Annotated in this window: 4 protein-coding genes and 1 pseudogene; all 5 read right to left on the reverse strand. The window is 46.2% G+C overall.

Annotated elements, in window-relative coordinates; translation table 11 throughout:
- Positions 1-309, reverse strand: a pseudogene (locus ACLOR3_RS04685) (DUF6574 domain-containing protein); the annotation flags it as partial.
- A 98-nt stretch (positions 310-407) separates the two neighbouring features.
- Positions 408-689 carry a rhodanese-like domain-containing protein gene (locus ACLOR3_RS04690; RefSeq protein WP_223364032.1) on the reverse strand — a complete coding sequence of 94 codons (282 nt, stop codon included), beginning with the start codon at positions 687-689 and terminating at the stop codon, positions 408-410.
- A gap of 21 nt (positions 690-710) precedes the next feature.
- A complete protein-coding gene (locus tag ACLOR3_RS04695; RefSeq protein WP_411400256.1) occupies positions 711-1,202 on the reverse strand; it encodes a prolyl-tRNA synthetase associated domain-containing protein in 492 nt (163 codons plus the stop codon).
- A 23-nt stretch (positions 1,203-1,225) separates the two neighbouring features.
- Positions 1,226-1,828 (reverse strand): uracil-DNA glycosylase family protein, encoded by a 603-nt coding sequence (locus ACLOR3_RS04700; protein WP_411400255.1) that lies wholly within the window; start codon positions 1,826-1,828, stop codon positions 1,226-1,228.
- Positions 1,829-1,880: 52 nt separating this feature from the next.
- On the reverse strand, positions 1,881-3,287 hold the full coding sequence (gene pepV, locus ACLOR3_RS04705) for a dipeptidase PepV (protein WP_411400254.1): 1,407 nt from the start codon (positions 3,285-3,287) through the stop codon (positions 1,881-1,883).

The raw sequence follows: 3,287 nt of genomic DNA on the forward strand, positions 1-3,287 counted from the left end.
GGCAGCAGCGAATTGTGGTGCTTCTTGAACTGGCGCTTCTGGAGCAGCAGCGAATTGTGGTGCTTCTTGAGCTGGCGCTTCTGGCGCAGCAGCAAATTGAGAAGTCACTTCTTCAGGTGCTGCTGGAGCAGCAACAAAGCCAGCGTTTACTTGGTCTGGAGCTACTGGAGCACCTACAAATTGTGAAGCTTCTTGGGCTACCTGTTCTTCTTGGAACTCACCTGCAGCCAACGCTTGAGCGATCTCTGCTTCAGTTGCTGAACGACCGTTCACAGCTTCAAAGTAATCAAGCCAATCCTGTTTGATCATAAAATAATCTCCTTATAAAACAAAATACAGATATATTATATAAAAATTTCCACTAGAATTCAATGTTCTACCGGAATCCACAAGCTGGGTCATCCCAACTAGTCAAATGCATCCATGCCACCTTGGACGTTGGTTACATCATAGCCCGCTTCTTCCAAAAATTGACAGGCACGGGCTGATCGTCGACCAGACTTACAGATGACATAATAGGCTTGGTCCTTGTCTAGTTCTGCGTAGCGTTCTGCCAACACTGATAAAGGAAGCAAGGTCACTCCGTCCAGATGAAGAGCATCATATTCCTCTTGCTCGCGAACATCGACGACGTTAATTTCTCCTGCCTGGTACTTTGCTACAAAGTCATTAAATGGAATTTCTTTCATGATTTCTCCTTTTTGATGCCACTATGGCAAGGTTAGTATTTCATAGTTAAAGTCAATGGACTCTAAAAAGCGGAATAGGTCTTTGGTTTTGATAAAGATAGTCTTTTCATTGGTGTTCGGATGGAAGGTCATAATCTCCTCTGATACAATATCCTGATCAAAATAGACGAGAATATCTTTTTCTTCATTGTTTAACAGGCCAAATGGGGATACTGTCCCTGCTGGTAATTGCATTTTTTCAGCTAGCGATTCAGCTGAAGCCATGCGGATCCGATTGGCTCCTACTTGCTCTTTGAAATCATCCATGTCCAAGGGTTTCTGATCATCCATGATGAGCAAATAGTACTGGGTTTTCTTCTTGTTGGTCAAAAACATAGACTTGGTCCGGACCCCTTCTAAGCCTTCAATATAAGAATCCGCCTGCTCAGTCGTGAATGCAGGAGGATGTTCCACCACATCAAATTCAATCCCGAGTTCATCTAGTTTGTCTTTGACTTTTTGATATGCATCCATGGCAATACCTCCTATTGTGGTTATCACTCATTATTCTTTTTGAACTCTCTTAAAATCTGCTGAACCCGAGCCTGGATAGCTGGCACCACTTCTGCCTCAAACCAGGGGTTCTTGGCCATCCAGATCTGATTGCGGGGAGAAGGGTGGACCAGAGGGAAATAATCTGGCAGATAGTCCTTGTACCGACGCACCCGCTCTGTCACCTTGCCACTAACCTTCTCATGGAGATAGTAAGCTTGGGCGTACTGGCCAATCAAGAGGGTCAACTCTATATCCGGACACTCCTTGAGGAGTTGAGGGTGCCACTTTTCCGCAAAGCCCTTGCGAGGTGGCAGGTCCCCTGACTTGCCATGCCCTGGGAAATAAAAGTCCATGGGAATGACCGCAAATAGACCCGAATGATAGAAGGTTTCTTCATCGACTCCTAACCACTCCCTTAGACGATCTCCACTCTTGTCCTTCCAATAGAGACCTGCTTCTTGGGTCTTGAGACCAGGCGCTTGGCCAATAATATTGATCCGAGCAGTCTTTGGTGCTGCAAATAAGGGCTCGATCCCTTTATCCGTATAGGCTTTGTTTTGTGGATCCGCCATAATGGCCTCTTTGATCCGCTCTAGTTGATCCATTTCTCCTCCTCTAAGCAAAAACTCAGCCAGCAAGTGCCGACTGAGTAGCGTCTTATTTGATGAGTTCGTAGATGGCTTCTGCATAGATTGCAGCTGCACGGTAGAGATCTTCTACATCCGCAAATTCATTGGCTTGGTGCATAGTGTTCACATAGTCTGGGAACATGGCACCAAAAGCAACCCCACGTTTCAATAGACGACCAAAGGTTCCGCCACCGATTACTTGCTCATGACCTTTCAGTCCGGTTTGTTTTTCATAGACACGCAAAAGCGTTGAGACCAATTCATCTTCCATTGGAACATAGTGAGGGGTGTGGCCGTGGGCAGACAAGCTAACGGACGCCACTCCTTCTACTTTTTCAAGTCCAGCTTTGATGGTTTCTGGATCTGTTCCTTTAGGGTAACGAATGTTCAAGGCAATAGTGTTATCTGAGCTGTTTTCGTCGAAGTTGAAGACACCCGCATTCATGCTGAGAGCCCCCATCTTTTCATCCACATGGGCAATGCCAAGTTTCTCACCAGCAAAGTCTTCATGAAGAAGAGATGCTGACACTTGCAAGTATGCTTTGGCATCTCCACCGAAGTCAAACTGGTTCAAGAAGAGAGCCAAATAAGTTGCTCCATTGATTCCAGCTTCTGGAGTAGAGCCATGGGCAGATTTCCCGATAATAGTGACTTTAAATTTACCGTCATCCTCTGTTGCCACTTCATAACGAAGTTGGTGTTCATTGGCAAAGGCCTCCAAGAGACCAGCTAGATCTGGTAATTGGCCAGAAACGACTGCTGTCGCTGACTCTGGTACCATGTTTTCACGAAGGCCACCTGTGAAGCTATGAAGATGCGCTTGACCTGTATTTTGACCACCGAAGTGAAGGTACTCAGTAATGTTTCCTTTTTCTCCGTTAATGATTGGGAACTCAGCATCTGGAGAGAAGCCAAAGTCTGGATCAGGAAGTCCGACGTGTTTGAAATAGTAGTCCATATCGCCCCATCCAGACTCTTCATCTGTACCGACCACGAAGCGCACGCGCTTAGATACTGGCAATCCCAGATCCTTGATGATCTTCAAACCGTAGTAACAAGCTACTGTAGGTCCCTTATCATCTGATGAACCACGCGCATAGAGCTTGCCATCGATAATCTCAGGTTTATAAGGGTCTGTATTCCAGCCACTACCTGCAGGTACCACGTCCATATGGGCAAAGATTCCTAGCTCTTCTTCCCCTTGTCCAAAGGTGAAGTGTCCAGCATAGTTGTCCACATTGGTTGTTTCGTAGCCATCACGCTCAGCAATTTCCAAGAATTTCTCAAGGGCTTTGACAGGTCCAGGTCCGTAAGGGTGAGTCGCATCCGCCTGGCTGTCATCCCGTTCTGAGTTGATTTCCAAGAGGCTGAAAAGGTCAGCCATCATTTCTTCGCGACGTTTTTCTACTTCTGCTTTAAAGTCAATTGTTGTCAT

The organism is Streptococcus intestinihominis, assembly GCF_046824975.1.
Taxonomy (GTDB): domain Bacteria; phylum Bacillota; class Bacilli; order Lactobacillales; family Streptococcaceae; genus Streptococcus.